13 protein-coding genes and 3 pseudogenes are annotated in these 16,456 nt (G+C 67.7%); 9 read left to right on the top strand and 7 right to left on the bottom strand.

Features of this window, described 5'->3' with window-relative positions; all coding sequences use genetic code 11:
* Positions 1-94: 94 nt before the first annotated feature.
* Together QO015_RS17145 and QO015_RS17140 are read right to left on the bottom strand one after the other, a co-directional pair.
* On the bottom strand, positions 95-1,072 hold the full coding sequence (locus QO015_RS17145; RefSeq protein WP_266282758.1) for a substrate-binding domain-containing protein: 978 nt from the start codon (positions 1,070-1,072) through the stop codon (positions 95-97).
* Between the two features lie 113 nt (positions 1,073-1,185).
* A complete protein-coding gene (locus QO015_RS17140) occupies positions 1,186-1,836 on the bottom strand; it encodes a GDSL-type esterase/lipase family protein (RefSeq protein ID WP_266282760.1) in 651 nt (216 codons plus the stop codon).
* 139 nt (positions 1,837-1,975) lie between these two features.
* Here QO015_RS17140 and QO015_RS17135 point away from each other — a divergent pair, with 139 nt between their 5' ends.
* From QO015_RS17135 to QO015_RS17115, 5 genes and pseudogenes are all read left to right on the top strand, one after another.
* Positions 1,976-2,749 (top strand): FadR/GntR family transcriptional regulator, encoded by a 774-nt coding sequence (locus QO015_RS17135; RefSeq protein ID WP_266282761.1) that lies wholly within the window; start codon positions 1,976-1,978, stop codon positions 2,747-2,749.
* A 470-nt stretch (positions 2,750-3,219) separates the two neighbouring features.
* A pseudogene (locus tag QO015_RS17130) lies at positions 3,220-3,480 on the top strand (con-10 family general stress protein); the annotation flags it as partial.
* A gap of 39 nt (positions 3,481-3,519) precedes the next feature.
* Positions 3,520-3,579, top strand: a pseudogene (locus QO015_RS17125) (KGG domain-containing protein); the annotation flags it as partial.
* A gap of 335 nt (positions 3,580-3,914) precedes the next feature.
* Positions 3,915-4,694 (top strand): endonuclease/exonuclease/phosphatase family protein, encoded by a 780-nt coding sequence (locus QO015_RS17120; protein ID WP_266282762.1) that lies wholly within the window; start codon positions 3,915-3,917, stop codon positions 4,692-4,694.
* A pseudogene (locus QO015_RS17115) lies at positions 4,691-5,569 on the top strand (lysylphosphatidylglycerol synthase transmembrane domain-containing protein); the annotation flags it as partial. The gene QO015_RS17120 and the pseudogene QO015_RS17115, both read left to right, overlap by 4 nt.
* Before the next feature lie 76 nt (positions 5,570-5,645).
* Here QO015_RS17115 and QO015_RS21795 read toward each other — a convergent pair.
* From QO015_RS21795 to QO015_RS17100, 3 genes are read right to left on the bottom strand one after another with little or no spacing between them, the layout of a single operon-like run.
* Complete coding sequence (locus tag QO015_RS21795; protein WP_370877428.1) at positions 5,646-7,112, bottom strand: phospholipase D-like domain-containing protein; 1,467 nt, start codon at positions 7,110-7,112, stop codon at positions 5,646-5,648.
* Positions 7,113-7,162: 50 nt separating this feature from the next.
* Entirely contained in the window at positions 7,163-7,621 is a 459-nt protein-coding gene (locus tag QO015_RS17105) for an NUDIX domain-containing protein (RefSeq protein WP_266282766.1), read from the bottom strand.
* Entirely contained in the window at positions 7,622-7,816 is a 195-nt protein-coding gene (locus QO015_RS17100; protein WP_266282768.1) for a DUF2188 domain-containing protein, read from the bottom strand.
* A 129-nt stretch (positions 7,817-7,945) separates the two neighbouring features.
* On the opposite strand from QO015_RS17100, the gene QO015_RS17095 reads away from it, so the two are divergent.
* Positions 7,946-8,812: a mechanosensitive ion channel family protein gene (locus QO015_RS17095; protein ID WP_266282770.1), complete on the top strand. Its 867-nt coding sequence runs from the start codon at positions 7,946-7,948 to the stop codon at positions 8,810-8,812.
* Positions 8,813-8,885: 73 nt separating this feature from the next.
* Here QO015_RS17095 and QO015_RS17090 read toward each other — a convergent pair whose 3' ends face one another.
* Entirely contained in the window at positions 8,886-9,743 is an 858-nt protein-coding gene (locus QO015_RS17090) for a glucose 1-dehydrogenase (RefSeq protein WP_266282771.1), read from the bottom strand.
* An 82-nt stretch (positions 9,744-9,825) separates the two neighbouring features.
* Positions 9,826-11,577 (bottom strand): B12-binding domain-containing radical SAM protein, encoded by a 1,752-nt coding sequence (locus QO015_RS17085; protein WP_266282772.1) that lies wholly within the window; start codon positions 11,575-11,577, stop codon positions 9,826-9,828.
* Between the two features lie 186 nt (positions 11,578-11,763).
* Between QO015_RS17085 and QO015_RS17080 the strand changes: the two genes are divergently transcribed.
* The 3 genes from QO015_RS17080 to QO015_RS17070 all read left to right on the top strand — a co-directional run bounded on the left by QO015_RS17080 (position 11,764) and on the right by QO015_RS17070 (position 16,454).
* Positions 11,764-13,692: a DUF5054 domain-containing protein gene (locus QO015_RS17080; protein WP_266282773.1), complete on the top strand. Its 1,929-nt coding sequence runs from the start codon at positions 11,764-11,766 to the stop codon at positions 13,690-13,692.
* Between the two features lie 162 nt (positions 13,693-13,854).
* Positions 13,855-14,784, top strand: coding sequence for an aldo/keto reductase (locus tag QO015_RS17075; protein WP_266282774.1), 930 nt, complete (start codon positions 13,855-13,857; stop codon positions 14,782-14,784).
* Positions 14,785-15,158: 374 nt separating this feature from the next.
* A complete protein-coding gene (locus tag QO015_RS17070; RefSeq protein WP_266282775.1) occupies positions 15,159-16,454 on the top strand; it encodes an ABC transporter substrate-binding protein in 1,296 nt (431 codons plus the stop codon).
* The last annotated feature ends 2 nt before the right edge of the window (positions 16,455-16,456 follow it).

Below are 16,456 nucleotides of genomic sequence, written 5' to 3'. Positions count from 1 at the left end.
TTTCCGGACGCGATGCGGGACGGCAGACGCAAGAAGAACGGTGAACATGGGGCAGCAAGCAAAGGCGGCGGCGCCTGGCCGCCGCCTCGCGCCGTCAGTTGGCGCCGCGCGAGCCGGGAATGGTCTTGTTGACCTCGAGCACAGCGGCGGCATTGTCCTTGGTCACCATGTAGGGACCGACGCCGATCGCCCCCGACGGCGCCATCTTGTACTTGTTGTACATCATCGGGATCATCACGCCGTAATATCCCTGCAGGAACGGCTGCTGGTCTGACGCGAAGCTCATGTCGCCGGCCGCGACGGCCTCGAGCACGGTGTTGCCGAGATCCATCGTGCCGAGATCGACCGAGCGGCCGGTGGCACGAACCTGCTTGATGGACTCGAGCGCGTCGACGCCGACCGCGACGCCCAGCGTCACCACGCCATCGACGGTCGGGTCCTGCATCAGCATCGCCGAGACCGCCGCCTGCACCTTCTGCGAATTGCCGATGTCCTCGGAAGCGAGGATCACCATCTTGGCCTTGCCACCGGCTTCCGTGACGGCGTCGATATAGCCCTGGCAGCGCTGTTCGAGCACGGGATTGGCCGCGATCTGGTTGATGCAGAGGCCGTTCTTGACGCCCTTGCCGACGGCGACCTTCCCGCCCTGATAGCCCATCTGGTAGCTGTCCTCGCCGATGAAGGCGATGGCGCCGAGATCCTTGTACTTCGCGCCGCCCGAATTGATGATGACGACGGGGATGCCCTCGGCGGCAGCCTGCTTGATCAGCGGCTCGGTCGGCTCGGGGAAGAAGTTCCCGACGGCGATGGCGGCCGGCTTGCGGGCGATCGCGGCCTCGAACATCTTCGTATAGACGGGCACGATGTCGTTGAAGTCGGCCGGCGCCGACCACTGCGTCTTGACGCCGAAATCCTTGGTCGCTTGGTCGAAGCCCTGCTGGACCGCGCCCCAGAAGGGGTCGGAGCTCGGGCCGCCGAGCATGATGATCACGTCTTCCTCGGCATGCGCCGCGAACGGCGCAGCCGCCATCATGGCCGCGAACGCGAGCGCGCCCAGCTTCTTGATGCTCATAGCTTCCTCCCACTGCGAAGGCGTTGCGCGTCCTCCCGACGTGCATTTGCCCCTGGGGCGCGACTGACGCCCTCAACAGGATTATTATGTAATATGTATGATGTAAAGAGGCGCTATCGAACGTTCCGCAACGCGAGCATCGCGCTGACCTTGCGTGCGAGCGCGCGACCGAGAATCTCGTGCGCCGCCTCGTCGAGATGGATGCCGTCGATGCCGGCCGCGACCACCTTGTTGGCGTCGAAATGGAAGCATCCGGTGCGGTGCGCCACCTGCTCGAGGTAATAGGCATGGTCGCGGCAGCGCCGGTGACCGTCGCCCCAGATCGCCGGCTCGGCCGCCTCCGTGATCGCGGGCGGCGTGACGATCAGCACCTCCGGCGGATGCTCGACCATCGCGTAGTGGCCCTTGACCATCTGGATCAGGGTCAGCATGCCGCGCGCCGAGTTGTAGGCGCTGATGGAGAGCTGGTCCTTGAAATCATTGGTCCCCAGCATCAGGATCAGCACGTCCATCGGCGCATGCGACTCGAGGATCGGGATCAGCGTGCGCGAGCCGTTCTTGTGGATGCCCTCGATCGGGTCGTCGAACACGGTCGTGCGGCCAGAGAGGCCCTCCTCGACGATCCAGGTGGCCGGACCGAGCGCGCGACCCATCACATTCGCCCAGCGACGCGCGGGCGCGATCCGGTCAGGCGTCTGCGCGATATTGGCGAAGGGCGGGCACCCCCAGGTGTTCGAATCCCCGAAGCAGACGATGGTGGCCATGTGAAGGGCGGTCCCGGAGACAGTGGCGCAGAGTTGCGCTTGCGCCTGTATCTGAGGTATAAGTCCTACATATCCCCTATTGCAATCCGGCGTCTTGGTCGAACAGCGCGAAGTGCCGGCTCGCAGCTGGAGCAGTACCGTGACCGTTTATCGCCGCCCAGACCCGATCCCGCTGCGCAGCGCTACGGCGACGCCGAGGGTGGCGGGCCTGGTGCCGGTCCGGGCCGAGCCGGACAGCCTCAACCGCCTCGTGGCGCGCGATATCTTCCTCGCGATCGTCGAAGGCCGGTTTCCGGCGGGTAGTATCCTGCCCAACGAGCACGAACTCGCGGCCAGCCTCGGCGTAAGCCGCACGGCGCTGCGCGAGGCGGTCAAGGGCCTCGCGTCCAAGGGCCTGCTCGAGACGCGTCGCAAGCGCGGGACCCAGGTGCTGGAGCGCGAACACTGGAACCTGCTCGACCCTGAACTCATCGCCTGGTCGCGCCGGGAAAACAGCGCCCGGACAAGCCGCGAGCTCTGGGAAGCTGCCGCCGCCGTCCAGGCTTCGCTGGCCTCCGACGTCGCGCGGGCTGGCCACGGCGCAGCGCTCTCGGACGCCGCGGAGCGGCTCCAGGCCGCGAGCGGCACCGAGCAGCGGCGGACGGCGTTCTGCCAGCTCCTGTTCGCCGTCGCGGCGGCGGGCAACCCCTATCTGCGTGCGCTGAACGCCGCCTGTCTCGGCAGCCTGATGAAGGAGGATCCCGCCTTCCTCGACGGGCAGATCGGCCGCATCCGCGGCGAGACCGTGCGCGCGCTCACCGACGCCATTCGCGAGCGTCGCCCCGACGCGGCATCCCGCGCCATGCAGCGCCTCTTGTCGAGAGGCGAAGAACTCGCGGGGGAGTTCGCATCCGACCGGGTGCTCGGCGCCTAGCAGCCCAGTCCCGGTCGCAAGATCCAGTTTGCGCCTCCTTCTTGAGGGGCCCCGGAGCTGGCTTCCGGACCCAAGCCTCATCTTCCGCAAGCGCCGGCGAACGCGTGAACACATCGCAGGTTCGGGTGTTGTCAGAGTGTGGCCGGTCCCCCTCCGGCCACAGGCGGCGGAGCAATCCGTCGGGGGCGTCGGCCATGCCGCGTCCTGCTGCCCGGCGCGGCCCCCAACAACCAGCCGGGCAGTCCGCCGGCCGCGATCACGAAAGCGAAAAACTTCTTGTCGCAGCGACCGATAGCCCCCACGGCCTTCGCAGAGGAACACGTCCGAAGGGAACAAGTTCCGATTGTCGAAGTTTGTCGGCCTTCAAACAAAAGCCAAGCCTAAGCTGATTAAAATCAACAAGTTAATATGAAACCCGACATGGCGTCAGTCGTTGTCCGGTCGTCCCGTCCCAAAGGAGGATGACAACAATGGCCAACAATCAGGATACCTCGAACCGCGGCTTCGCATCGATGGACGAAGGCAAGCAGCGCGACATCGCCTCGAAAGGCGGCCAGAGCGTGCCGGACGAAAAGCGCAGCTTCTCGAAGAACCGCGAACTCGCCGCCGAGGCCGGCCGCAAGGGTGGGCAGAGCGTACCGGACGAAAAGCGCAGCTTCTCGCAGGATCGCCAGCTGGCCGCCGAAGCCGGCCGCAAGGGTGGCGAGGCCTCACATGGCGGGCAGCAGCAGGCTTCCGGCAGCGGCGGATCACAACAGGGCGGCGGCGGCAACTTCGCCAACGACCGCGAACGCGCGTCCGAGGCTGGCCGCAAGGGTGGCCAGAGCTGAACCTGACGCAAGCTCCGGCACGTAGCGACCTCCCGGCAGGAGACGGCGAATGGCGACCGGAAGAACGAGCGGCGGCACGCATGACCGTCATGTGAACGCTGGACGGCAGAGCGCCCGGAGCTCCTGACCAAGCATTTCACAGACAAGGACGAGGATCGGCCGGTCGACACGGCGCGGCCGATCCCGAAGCCCTAAGGGCCGTGTGCCGACCATCCGGCGCCCGGCCGACAATTGGAACCTCGCCTCGACCCGGTTGCGGCGGGGTTCTTTCGTCTGGAACGTGGCGCGCCGGGCGACGTTGGCTCGACGTCTTCCGGCCACCGAACGGCAGAGATTTGCTCCGCGTCCTCACCTACAACGTCCATTCCTGCATCGGCACCGATGGTCTCCTCTCGATCGAGCGCATCGCCTCGGTGATCGCGGCCGAGGCGCCGGATGTCGTCCTGTTGCAGGAGATCGATGTCGGCCGCCTGCGCACCGGGCGCCACGACCAGGCGCACCGGATTGCCGAGGCGCTCGACATGACGCGCCATTTCCACGCCGCGCTTACCTTCGCCGAGGAAAGCTATGGCGATGCGATCCTCTCCCGCCTGCCGATGACGCTGGTGAAGGCCGGCCCGCTCGTCGGCCCCCGTCACTTCACCGGGGAAAGACGGGGCGCGCTTTGGGTACGCGTCGAGACGGAAGGGCGGCACATCGATGTGCTCAACTGCCATCTCGGACTGCTGCCGCACCAGCAGGCGGCGCAGACCGCCGATCTCTCCGGCCCCGACTGGTCGGCCTCGCCATCGCTCTCCACCGCCGCCGTGCTCGGCGGCGACTTCAACGCCCCGCCCGGCACGCCGACCTATCGGCGTCTTGCCGCGAACTGGACGAACGCCTTCCGGGGCGAGCCAGGCGACCGGCGAGGCGCGACCTTTCCCAGCCGCAGGCCGTTCCTGCGGATCGACCATCTATGGCATCGCATGGGACTGCGCGTGACGGGCTGCCGTGTGGTGCGAACGCCGCTCGCCCGCCTCGCCTCGGACCATCTGCCGCTCGTCGCCGAATTCGCCTTCGCCGACCACGACGGGGATGGAACGCTCGCGCCCGCTGCGCCGTTCAGAGGATCATGACAAAGCCCGCCGCCGCCGATTCCCGCCCGAGCCGAGTTCCAGAGACCGAAGCGCGGCGGAAGCCGCGCATCAATCCCGACATCAAGCGATGGATCATGCGCGCCTTCTGGCTGCTCGGCCTCGTGGCGGCGGGCGTGCTCGTCTGGCTGACGCTTCGCAACTACAGCCTCGGCGAGATCGTGGCGGCGATGAAGGCCGTTCCGCCGGCGAGCATCGCGCTCGCCCTCCTGTTCGCCGCGGCGAGCTATGCGACGCTCACGCTTTCCGACCGGATCGCGCTCCGCCATCTCGGCCACCGCATCCGCTATCCCTCCGTCGCCCTCGCCTCCTTCGTCAGCCTGTCGATCGGCCATACGGTCGGCTTCTCGGGGCTCAGCAGCGGCGCGATCCGCTATCGCTTCTATCGCCGGCACGGCGTGCATCTCGCCGATCTCGCCAAGCTGACGGCGCTCTGTGGACTGACCGTCGCGCTCGGGCTTCTCTCTTTGTCGATCGCGCCCCTCCTGATGCATGGCGAGCTCTCCGCGCGGCTGCTGGGCAGCGCCACGCTCGGGCGCACGGTCGCAGCGCTGGCAGCCCTGGCGGTGGCGGTCTATCTGCTGCTGGCCTGGCGCTTCGGCGGCCGAACCATCACCCGCTGGAAGATCGGCGTTCCCCACCTTCGCACCGCGGTCGCGCAGACGCTGGTCGGCGCGGTCAATTTCGCGCTCGTCTCGGCCTGCCTCTTCGTTCTGGTGCGCACCGCCGGCGATGTCGACTATCTCGATGTCGCGGCGATCTTCGTGCTCGCCAATATCGCGACGCTCGTCACGCATGTTCCGGGTGGCATCGGCGTCATCGAGAGCGTGGTGATCCTGCTGCTGCCGGGCGAAGCCGTTGTCGGCCCCGTCCTCCTGTTCCGGATCGTCTATTTCCTCGTGCCGCTGGCGATCGGCGCCGTGCTGCTCGCCGTCACCGAGCTGGCAGCAGCCCGGGCGCGCGACGGCGATACGCGCCGAGACGGAGCAGCCAACCCGGCTCGAACGGCGCCTCGGGATCGAGAAAGCGCGTCCCCCAGACGAAATGAGCGGGTCCCGGCGTCACCGGGAACGGCCGCAGTCCGCGCGGGGAGCGGTTGAGCCTCTCGATCGCGCGGATGAGCGATCCGGTCTCGGCGACGACGGCGGAGACCGCCGCGGGCTCGACACCGAGATGCTCGGCGAGAAGGCCGTGGCGGATCGCGGCGATCCGTTCTCGGTCACCGTCATCCGATGCCTCGAGCGCGAGGTCGCATTCGGTGTCGAGACCGACCGATCGGTTGTTGAGATTGGCCGATCCGATGCGGATCACCTGATCGTCGGTGATGATGAGCTTCGAGTGGACATGCACCGGCTCGTCGCCGTTTTTGCCCGGAACGACGGGGTAGAAGATCGCGAGACGGCCATAGCGATCGGCCTTCTTCAGCGCGCGCACCATGCGCATGCAATTCTCGCCCATCACCAGCCGCTCGACGAAGACATCGGGCATGCGATTGAGGACGATGACGATTTCCGGCCCCGTCTGACGGCGCAGCAAGCGGCGCAGCGCGGTGCGCACATAGCGCGCACTGAGATATTGCGCCTCTATATAGAGGTGCCGCTTCGCCGCCATCAGCATGTCGCGGATCATCGCCTGGCTCTCATAGGCCGGCGGGCGCGTGCGCCAGCGCGGCCATGTGCGGGCGATGGCGACGGGAAGCCCCGCGAACTCGGCGGGAAGTTGCGGCGGCCAGAGCGCGTCGAGATCAGCGGCATCCATCGGGCGCGGCAGGCTCTCGCCGGTCGCCACCAGCCAGCGATCGCGCGCGATGACGCCGAGCGCCGCGGCGGCCGGGCCGCTGACGGCCATGTGGACGTCATGGACCGGCTCGGCCGGCTTGCCGTCGGGTCCGGCGCGGCGGGGTTCGTCAGGCCGGTGCTCCGGCGTGTCGCGCCGGCCATTGGTCATGTCGATCCCGCCGACAAAGGCGAGCGCATCGTCGATGACGACGATCTTCTGGTGATGCGCGGCATAGAAGGGGTGCGCGGTATCCAGCCGGACGCTGATGCGCGGATGCTGCTGCCAGGGCGAACCGAACAGCAGCGGCATCACCGGGCTCGGCGCATGCAGCACCGCGACGCTCCAGACGAGCACGCGCACCTCGAGAGCCGGCTTGTCCTCGACGAGGCCGCGCAGCAGCTCGCCGAGCGGCGGCCCGTCATCGGTGAGACGGATCGAATCGTCGAAATCCCAGCCGATGACCATGATCGAGCGCCGGGCGCGACGAAGCGCCTCTTCGAGATGCCGGAAATAGTCGAAGCCGTCGACGATCACCGCCGTGCGTGCCGAGATCTCGCTGCGCCAGGCATTGCGTCCCGGCGCGAGAAGCCCCGTGGCGACCGGATGAAACCGTGTCGACACTCCTTCGGCCGCCTCATTCGCAGCGGCGACCCGTTCACTCGTCAGCGTGGTCAATTGCGATCGAACCCCTTGTCGGCGCCATCGCCGAGCATCGCGTCTGTATCGGCGGCGAATTCCTCGACCAGTGGCGCGAGATCGCGCGACACCAGCCGCGATACTTCCTCGGCCCGCGCCCAGCGGCGACGGCGGCGATCGGACTCAGGCCAGGCCGCAGCCTCCTCGGCGACGCCGAGCGGATAGACGAGGACGTGTTCCGTCCCGCCCTCCCCGGCATGGTCGAAGCCACCGATGGGGAGCACGTCGATCGAACCCCGGACACCCGCCTCCTCCCAGGCCTCGCGCTCCGCCGCCTGAAACGGGGCTTCGCTCGGGCGCATATGGCCCTTGGGAAGGATCCATCGCCCGGCGCGATCCGTGATGAGAAGGATTTCGACGTGATCGCTGCGCAGCCGATAGGGCAGCGCGCAGCAAAGCCTGGCCGGAGGATCGGAGCCCGGAGGAATGGTCATTCAGGCAGCGCGCCCGTCGGCGCCGGAGGCCACCGTCAGCTCCACGGCGTAGCCTTCGGCCATGGCGCGGCCCGCGGTGCTCACCGCGGCGTCGAAAGCGGCCTGCTTGGTGATGTACGGCCCGGCGACGTCTTCGTCGTGACGAACGACCCAATGGTCCTCGCGCGGCAGAACCTGATATCTGGCAACAGTCATGACCCGCCCTCCGACGATCGGTTGCGATATGCAGCCAACATCGTCACCGCCGGCTGGTTCCCGCCGGAGGCGGGATCGATCGCGGCCATGCTGCGTTGCGGGATAATCCACGCAGCGGAGCTAGAACCCTTGGACCCGATCGTCACACCGCCTGATCTCAATGCCGGCGCCGCCATGGCCTGGACCTGGAGCGTCGCCTTCCTTCCACGCCTGCTCACCGCGCTCATCGTTCTCGTCGCCGGCATCACCCTCGCCCGCTTCGCCGGCCGCTTCGTTTCCGGCTATGGCGGCACCGTCGCCCATATCGACCGCACGGTCCGGCCGGTGCTGGGCGCCGTGGTGCGCTATGCGATCATCGTGCTGACCGCGATCGCGACGCTTGGCCAGCTCGGCGTGCAGACCGCCTCGCTGCTCGCCGTGCTCGGCGCCGCCGGCCTTGCGATCGGCCTCGCGCTTCAGGGCACGCTCACCAACATCGCCGCCGGCATCATGCTCCTCTGGCTGCGCCCGTTCCGGGCCGGCGACTATATCGAGCAGGTCTCGGGCAACATCGCAGGCACGATCGAGGAAATGGGCCTCTTCGCCTGTCGCCTCGTCACCTATGACGGCGTGGTGATCTTCGCGCCCAATTCGACCATCTGGAACGTGGCGCTGCGCAACCACAGCCAGTCGCGGGCGCGATTGATCGCCTATCAGGTCAACCTGCCGGCCGGCGCCGATGTCGAACTCGCCCGCGCGACGCTGCGCGAGGCGACGCTCGCGGCGCCCGACGTCAGCCAGCAGCCGCCGCCCGAGGTGGCGCTCGACAAGGCGACGCAGTCCGGCCTCGTCCTGCTCTGCCGGTTCTGGGCCGAGCGCGGCAAGGCGGGCGCGGTGCAGCGGTCCTGGCCGGAGCTCATGCGCGAGAAACTCTCGGCGCGCCTTGCAACCGAGAAGCCGGTCGAGATCGTCCGCATCCTGCCGACCGACGCCGATCCGTCGCGGCTGATCGCCTGACGGCGCCCGCGCAAAATGAAAGGGCCGCCGCACCCGTTCAGGGATGCGGCGGCCCGGCCGAGGCGATCGGCGGTCAGAGGATCGGCTTGCCGCCCGTCACCGCGATGGTGGCGCCCGAAACATAGCTCGACTGAGGATCGGCGAGCATGACATAGGCGGTCTGCAACTCGGCCGGCTGGCCCGGCCGCTGCATCGGAACCTGCTTGCCGAAGTTCTTCACCTTGTCCTCGGGCATGGTCGATGGAATGAGCGGCGTCCAGATCGGCCCCGGCGCCACGCAGTTGGCGCGGATGTTCTTCTCCGCGAGCATCTGTGCGAGCCCGGCGGTGAAATTCTGGATGGCGCCCTTGGTCGTCGCATAGGCGAGGAGATGCGGGCTGGGCGAATCCGAGTTGATCGAGGCGGTGTTGATGATCGACCCGCCCCTGGTCATATGCGGGACCGCGGCCTTGGTCAGGTAGAACATCGCGTGGATGTTGACGCGGAAGGTCAGGTCCCATTCCTCGTCGCTGATCTCCTCGATCGAGGAGAAGCTCGCCTGATGGGCGGCGTTGTTGACGAGGATGTCGATGCCGCCGAGTTCCTTGACCGCCCTATCGATGATCGCCCGGCAATGGGCCGGATCCTGGATGTCGCCCGCGACGAGCACGGCCTTGCGCCCCTCCGCCTCGACCAGCTTCCGCGTCGCTTCCGCGTCCGCATCCTCGTTGAGATAGGAGATGAGGACATCGGCGCCCTCGCGTGCATAGGCGATGGCTACGGCGCGTCCGATGCCGCTGTCGCCGCCGGTGATCACGGCCTTGAGGCCCTTGAGGCGGCCGGAGCCCTTGTAGCTCTCCTCGCCATGGTCGGGGATCGGCTTCATGGCGGCGGTGGTGCCGGGCATGGGCTGGGGCTGCGTCTCGAAGGGGGGAGTGGGTCGCTCGTTCATGGGAAGCCTCTTTCGTCGGGGATGGGTCACGGACGTAACCCTCCCGGGAGAGGCATGTTCCAGAGCGCGTCGCCCGGCGGCGTCAGCCGTGCTGCGTCACCTCGGCGAGGTGGTGCGCGTGGCGCACGGCATTGCGCGCCGCGTCGTTCTGGTTGAACAGCTCCAGAACCTCGGTCTCGTCCTCCGCGACCGGCATCAGCGCCTGGTCGCGATACGCCCTGCGCTCCGGATCGGCCTCGATGCGGCGCCTGACGCGATCGAGCCGGGCATAGAGGGCGAGGAGCCGCGCCGATTTCGTAACGATCCCCCACGCCTCGCGCGGATAGAACCGCCAGGCCGGCTCGAGGCCGAGCGCCGGGCGGCGGTCGCTCCGATGGCGAAGGCGCAGGACCCCGCCCTGCAGCGGATGGACCTTCTCGACCGCGACCGAGGTCGAGAACCACATCAGGAGCTTGGCGATGCTGCTGGTCTTGACCCCGGTCGCCGCGGCGCGTCTCAGGATCGTCGTCATGTGCTCCGGCGTGTAGAAGAGCGACCAGGCTTCGCCATAGATGCCCTCCCACTCCGCCTGGCTCATGCGCGGATGGGCCGTCACGGCATGTTCGAGGTCGTATTTGTTGAGATCGGCGTCCATCGCAACGCCCTTGCGATGCAAGGTCTGGTGATCCTCCGAGCCCGGCAGCGGCGTCAGGAAGAAGAACTCCAGGATATCGAGCGGCAGTTCGCGCTGGATGATGCCGATGTCGCGGCGGATGCTGTCCGGCGTGTCGTTCGGGAAGCCGAGGATGTAGCCGGCATAGGTGATGATGCCCTGCGCCTTCCAGGCGAGCAGCATCGTCCGGTATTCGGTGATCTTGTTCTGCCGCTTCTTGGCGGCCATCAGGTTGTCGGGGTTGATGTTCTCGAGCCCGATGAAGACGCGCGTGACGCCCGCCCGCTTGCATTTCTCGATGAAGTTCGGAATGCGGTGGCAGAGCGTATCGACCTGGACCATGAGGCCGATCTTGAGACCCTGCTCCTCGCGCATCTTGATGATGCGGTCGAGGATGATCTCCCAGTCGCGGTTGCGGGCGAAGTTGTCATCCGTAATGAAGTAGTTGTGGATGCCCTGCGAGAGGTTTTCGCGGATGAGGGCCTCGATGTCGTCCGGCGAGCGGCGGCGCGACTTGCGGCCCTGCACGTTGATGATCGTGCAGAACGAGCACTGAAAGGGACAGCCCCGCCCGGCATCGAAGCTGGTGTTCCCGCCGAGGGTCTTCGTCACATAGCTCGCCGGCAGGAAAGGCGGCGGCGTGCCGTCGATGCCGGGAAGATCGTCCATGTGGTTGTAGAGCGGCTCAAGCGTGCCGGCCGCCGCGTCGAGCAGCACGCGATCGAGCCGGTCTTCCGCCTCGCCTGCGAAGAGGCTGACGCCGAGATCGAGCGCCGATTGGAGGTCGACATGCAGGTCGGGCAGCATCGCGAGGCAGCCCGAGACATGAAAGCCGCCCATGGCGACCGCGATCCCGGCTTCGCGCAGCGGCCGCGCCAGGTCGAGCGCGCGCGGATACTGGTTCGACTGCACGCCGACGAGGCCGACCAGTCCGAAATTGCCGTTGGCCGCGAAGTCCCTGACGATCTCGTCGATACGGACGCGCGTATTCGTCTCGTCGATGGCGGTAATGGCAATCGAGACATCGTCGCCGAGCACGCCGCGCCGGTCGCAATCGAGCGCGAGACCGTAAAGGCTCGCGAGCGAATTGGACGGGATCATCGAGCGGTACCAGCGGATGACATAACCGTCGTCGTCGTAATGCGACGGCTTGATGAGCACGAGCCTGAAGACGCGGCTCATCTGCAAAGTACCGAAGGGTGTCGCGCCAGCATTGTCGCGTTCTCCCCGAACGAGGCGCCAGAGCTTAACAGGCGGGCGGAACAACCGATACCGAATAGTGCAGTACCGTTTCCCGGCCACTGGACAGGCATCGGCGGCCATGCTTGGTCACCGCCGACCACGCCAGCGCGCAAGATCGGCCGGACCATGACCGCTCCCATCATTCATCTCGTCTTCAAGACCCATCTCGATATCGGCTTCACCGACCACGCCGCCCGCGTGCGGCGCCAGTATCACGAGCAGTTCATCCCGCAGGCGATCGCGACGGGCGAGCATTTCCACCGCGAGGCGCCGGAGACCCCCGCCTTCATCTGGACGACCGGCGCCTGGCTGATCTTCGATCATCTGGAGACGCAGCCGCTGGAGAAGGTGAAGCGGCTGGAGGCGGCCATCGAGCGCGGGCTCGTCACATGGCATGCGCTGCCCTTCACGACCCATACCGAGCTGATGACGCCCGCGCTCTTCCGGGCCGGCCTCTCCTATGCCGAGATCCTCGACCGCCGCTTCGGCCGCAAGACGACCGCGGCCAAGATGACCGACGTGCCCGGCCACACGATCGGCATGGTGCCCCTGCTGGCCGAGGCGGGCGTCCGCTTCCTGCATCTCGGGGTCAACACGGCGAGCCCCGTTCCGGACGTGCCGCCGATCTTCCGCTGGCGCGCCGGCGACGGCTCCGAAGTCGTCGTCATGTATCAGGGCTCCTATGGCGCCACGGACTTCCCGGCAGGACCGGATGTCGGGCTCAGCTTCGCGCACACCAACGACAATATCGGCCCGCAGAGCGTTCCGCAGACCGTGGAGACACTGCGCCATTTGCGGCACGAGAATCCCGGCGCCGTGATCCGCGCCTCCACGCTCGACGCTTTCGGCGAGATCATGTGGGCGCGCCGCGCCGAGCTTCCGGTCGTCGAGAAGGAGATCGGCGACAGCTGGATCCACGGCACCGCCTCCGATCCATCGAAGCTCGCGCGCTACCGCGCTCTTGCGCGCCTCTACGACCGGTTCGAGGCCGAGCCGACGGCGGAGCGTCGCGCCTTCGGCCGCGGCCTCACCATGATCGCCGAACACACCTGGGGCGTCGACATCAAGAGCTATCTGCGCGACGAGACCGCGTGGGACCGCGCCGATTTCGATGCGATGCGCGCCGCCGACTATCGGTTCGCCTTCACCGAGCAATCATGGGCCGAGCAGCGCGGCTATCTGGAGGCCGCGCTCGGCCATCTGGTTCCCGCCGACCGCGCAGCGGCGGACGCCGCGCTCGCCGAGACCGAACCGGCGCCGGAGCCTGCGAGCGTCGCCGCCGGCACGCGCCTCTCGGACGGCGGCTGGACGGCCGAACTGGACGGCGAGACCGGCGACATCGCGGCGCTGGTGGCGCCGGATGGACGGCGGATCGAGGGCGTTGACGGCTGCCTCTTCGGCTATCGCCACGAGAGCTACGATGCCGCCGAACTGCAGAAGCACCTCGATGCCTATCTCCAGCATCGCATCGAATGGGCGATCCTCGACCATGACAAGCCGGGCCTCGCCTCGGCGCGGACGGCCCGCACCGCGCGCTTCGCCGGGCACCTTTCGGGAATCGCGCAGGATCGCACCGCGCTGGCCGAACTCCCGGACGAGGCGCGGCAGCTTCTCGGCGGCCCGCGCCGTCACGCCCTGCGGCTGACGGCGCTCGGGCCTGATCGGGTCGAGATCGCGCTCGTCCTGTACGACAAGCCCGCCAACCGCATGCCCGAGGCTGGGTTCCTGCTCGTGACGCCGCGCGACGGCCATGACTGGAGCTTCGAGAAGCTCGGACGGACGGGCGGCGCCGGCGATGTCGTGGCGCGGGGCGGCGGGCAGTTGCAGGCCGTCCAGTCGATCGCCTGTGCCGTCGGCGACATGCGTCTCGCCATCGAGCCGCTCGACAGCATGCACGTGGCCCCGGCCGACATTGCCTTCATGCCGTTCCATCCCGCCCCGCCATCCTTTGCCGCCGGCGTCGCGATCAATCTCTACAACAACAAGTGGGGGACCAACTTCCCCATGTGGTGGGAAGGCAGCATCATGAGCCGGCTCATAATATCGCTGGCCTGATCTGCCGGCTGCTGCGTTTTCAACACGTCCGCATCGCGTCTTGCGTCGGGGGCGTTGCCGGGGGAGAAAGGGCGGAACGGGACGCGGCCACGCCGTCGCGCCCGCTCCATGCCGCGCGGACGAGCGCGGACCGTGGCTCCCCTCCACCACGAGGCCCCTTTCATGAAGACCTACACCATTCCCGGGATCGATTTCCCGGTCTCCAGCGTCATTCTCGGCCTGATGCGCATCGCCAGCATGGATGCGGCGGCGATCCGCACCCTCGTCGATACGGCGCGCGACGCCGGCATCAACTTCCTCGATCATGCCGATGTCTATGGCGACCGGCCGCATGGCGCCGAGGAGCAGTTCGGCGAGGCGGTGCGCTTCACGCCGTCCGAGCGCGAGCGCGTCGTCATCCAGACCAAGGCCGGCATCCGCAAGGGCGCCTTCGACTTCTCCAGGGAACACATCCTGAAGACGGTCGACGAGTCGCTGGCGGCGCTGCGCTGCGACTACATCGACGTGCTGCTCCTCCATCGCCCGGACGCGCTGGTCGAGCCGGACGAGGTCGCGAGCGCCTTCGACACGCTGGAAAGCGCCGGCAAGGTCCGCCATTTCGGCGTCTCCAACCAGACGCCGGGCCAGATCGCGCTGCTGAAATCGGCGGTGAAGCAGCCGCTGCTGTTCAACCAGGTGCAGCTTTCGATCACCCATGCTCCGCTGATCGCCGCCGGCGTCGCGACCAACATGAAGGGTCTCGACCAGTCCATCGACCGCGACAACGGCATCCTCGACTATTGTAGGCTGCACGGCATCACGCTCCAGGCCTGGTCGCCGTTCCAGAAGGGCTTCTTCGACGGCTCCTTCATCGGTGACCGCGAGGCCTATCCGGAGCTGAACACGGTGCTCGACGAGCTTGCCGAGACGCACAAGGTCACGCCGACCGGCATCGCACTCGCCTGGATCACCCGCCATCCGGCGAAGATGCAGGTGGTGCTCGGCACCACGCGCCCCGAGCGCGTCAAGGAAGCGGCGGCGGGCGCCGATGTCGAGCTCTCGCGCCACGACTGGTACCGCCTCTTCACGGCAGCCGGCTACATCCTGCCGTGACCGAGGTCCGGCCCTCGGCCGGACCCTGAAGATCGGCCGGCGCAGCCCTGGCGGACGCGCCGGCCCGGGCTTCGCACAGCTTTCGGCGGCCCCGACCGCCGCGCGACGCGACCAACCGGCCGCGCCGGCTGGTCGCGTCGCTGCATCCCTCGCGAGGGGGGGGCGCCCCTCCATTCCCTCGCTGCCAGATCGGCTGCATGACAAGGCGCGCGGAAGCCGCTCCCGGCATGCCCGTGGCAGGCGCCACCTTGCCCCGTGATACCCCGCGCCGACGGTGGCAACGCCCTCGCAAGCCTCTTGCGCCGAAGTCGTTATAACGTCATAACTCTCAGTGTCAGCCGGCGCCAAGCCGGATCGCGCAGGGAGAATTCAACATGCAGATGTTCCGGACCATCGCGCGTGCCGCCGGCACCGCGGTCCTCCTGCTTTCGGGCAGCGTCCTTGCCCATGCGGTGGACGTTTCCTTCCTTACCCACTGGTCGCCCGAGACGGTCGCGAAGCTCGAGGCCGCGGCTGCCACCTATGCCAAGGATCACCCCGACACGACCATCACGGTACGGGCCGTGCCGTTCGGCGATCTCCTGACCACGCTGCGCTCGTCGGGCGGCGGCTCGGGCGGCGCCACCATCGCCGGCATCTACGACGCCTGGCTGCCGGATCTCGTGAAGGACGGGCTCGTCGCGCCGGTTCCGGAGGCGATCGCCACCGAAACCAAGGCCAACTGGCCGGCCGGCGTCATCGGCGCCGCCTCGATCAAGGGCACGCTCTACGGCATCCCGAACGAGATCGACGTCTACGCGCTCAACTACAACAAGAAGATGTTCGAGGCGGCCGGCATCACCGAGGCCCCCAAGACCTGGGACGAGTTCCTCGTCGCGGCCGAGAAGCTGACCGACAAGTCGAAGGGCCAGCAGGGCTTCGGCATGATCAATTCCTGGGCGGCGGGCGTGCTGCATCCCTTCGCCTCGCTGCTCGTGTCCAACGGCGGCGAGCTGGTCGTGGACGGCAAGCCGGCGCTCGACTCGAAGCAGGCGGCCGAGACGTTCGCCCTCTACGAGAAGCTCATCAAGTCGGGCTGGAGCGACCCGGCCATGGCGACGGCCGACGCCAACACGACCGGTCCGTTCCTCGACAGCTTCGTCTCCGGCAAGACCGGCATGATCATCATGGCGAACTGGTGGGAATCGGCGCTCAAGGCCGGCATGGGCGACAAGTTCGCCGACATCGCCACCGCGCCGATCCCGGTCGGCCCCTCGGGCGACAAGGCGCGCTCGATCTCCTATTCCTGGATGACCGTCGTCAACGCCAAGGCTTCGGCCGAGGAGCAGAAGGCGGCCTGGGACTTCCTCGCCTGGCTGAACGGCCCGACCTCGGGCCCGAACGGCGCCTCGGCGATGGGGGACATCCTGATGTCGATGGGCATCCTTCCCTCGCGCACCTCCGACGGCGCCGCCTTCGCCGACCGCCTCGCCTCCGACCCGTTCCTGAAGGGCTATACCGAGACGCTCGCCGACGCGAAGCCGTTCCCGGTCGTCCTCGGCGGCCAGGAATTCTCGGAAGCGCTGCAGAAGACGCTGGAGGCCGTGCAGTTCGGCCAGCTCAGCGCAGCCGACGCGCAGAAGACCGCGCAGTCCGACGCCGTCGAGATCCTCGGCCGCGCCGCGCAGTAGCC

The organism is Kaistia geumhonensis (assembly GCF_030815145.1).
GTDB lineage: Bacteria > Pseudomonadota > Alphaproteobacteria > Rhizobiales > Kaistiaceae > Kaistia > Kaistia geumhonensis.
The sequence above is the reverse complement of the archived record's forward strand: the minus strand, read 5'-3'. Positions and strand labels throughout refer to the sequence as shown.

What these genes read in the sequence shown, in the direction of transcription:
- QO015_RS17145 (WP_266282758.1), bottom strand. Translation starts at nt 1,072, where the DNA reads ATGAGCATCAAGAAGCTGGGCGCGCTCGCGTTCGCGGCCATGATGGCG.
- QO015_RS17140 (WP_266282760.1), bottom strand. Translation starts at nt 1,836, where the DNA reads ATGGCCACCATCGTCTGCTTCGGGGATTCGAACACCTGGGGGTGCCCG.
- QO015_RS17105 (WP_266282766.1), bottom strand. Translation starts at nt 7,621, where the DNA reads ATGACCATTCCTCCGGGCTCCGATCCTCCGGCCAGGCTTTGCTGCGCG.
- QO015_RS17100 (WP_266282768.1), bottom strand. Translation starts at nt 7,816, where the DNA reads ATGACTGTTGCCAGATATCAGGTTCTGCCGCGCGAGGACCATTGGGTC.
- QO015_RS17090 (WP_266282771.1), bottom strand. Translation starts at nt 9,743, where the DNA reads ATGAACGAGCGACCCACTCCCCCCTTCGAGACGCAGCCCCAGCCCATG.
- QO015_RS17085 (WP_266282772.1), bottom strand. Translation starts at nt 11,577, where the DNA reads ATGAGCCGCGTCTTCAGGCTCGTGCTCATCAAGCCGTCGCATTACGAC.
- QO015_RS17080 (WP_266282773.1), top strand. Translation starts at nt 11,764, where the DNA reads ATGACCGCTCCCATCATTCATCTCGTCTTCAAGACCCATCTCGATATC.
- QO015_RS17075 (WP_266282774.1), top strand. Translation starts at nt 13,855, where the DNA reads ATGAAGACCTACACCATTCCCGGGATCGATTTCCCGGTCTCCAGCGTC.
- QO015_RS17070 (WP_266282775.1), top strand. Translation starts at nt 15,159, where the DNA reads ATGCAGATGTTCCGGACCATCGCGCGTGCCGCCGGCACCGCGGTCCTC.